The sequence below is a fragment of the Bradyrhizobium sp. Crot121 genome (assembly GCF_059512385.1).
In genome coordinates this window covers 1-347 of sequence record NZ_JCAMOR010000520.1, presented here as the reverse complement: position 1 = coordinate 347, position 347 = coordinate 1, and the positions used below count along the sequence as shown (strand labels likewise).

Annotated in this window: 1 protein-coding gene; it reads left to right on the top strand. The window is 60.8% G+C overall.

Features of this window, described 5'->3' with window-relative positions; translation table 11 throughout:
• On the top strand, positions 1-338 hold a 338-nt coding region (locus tag AC5ZGW_RS47755; protein ID WP_496114354.1), incomplete at its 5' end, for an amidohydrolase family protein.
• Between the last annotated feature and the right edge of the window lie 9 nt (positions 339-347).

The window sequence follows — 347 nt, the reverse complement described above, 5'->3', positions numbered from 1 at the left end:
ACTGGGGCCGTTACCGTGGCCTTGCGCAGGGGCTCAAAAAGCCCGCCTTGCGCGAGCATCTGCTCGGGAATGTGTTCTTCGACACATGCGTCTATCATCAGCCCGGCGTCGACCTGCTCACCAAAGTGATCCCGGTTGACAACATCCTGTTTGCCAGTGAGATGATCGGTGCGGTGCGCGGGATCGATCCGGAGATGGGCCATCATTTCGATGATACCAGGCGCTACATCGAGGCTAGTCAGATCCTGAGCGCCGAGGACCGACACAAGATCTACGAAGGCAATGCGCGGCGCGTCTATCCGCGGCTCGATGCTGCGCTGAAGGCGCGGGGACGCTGACAGGGAACG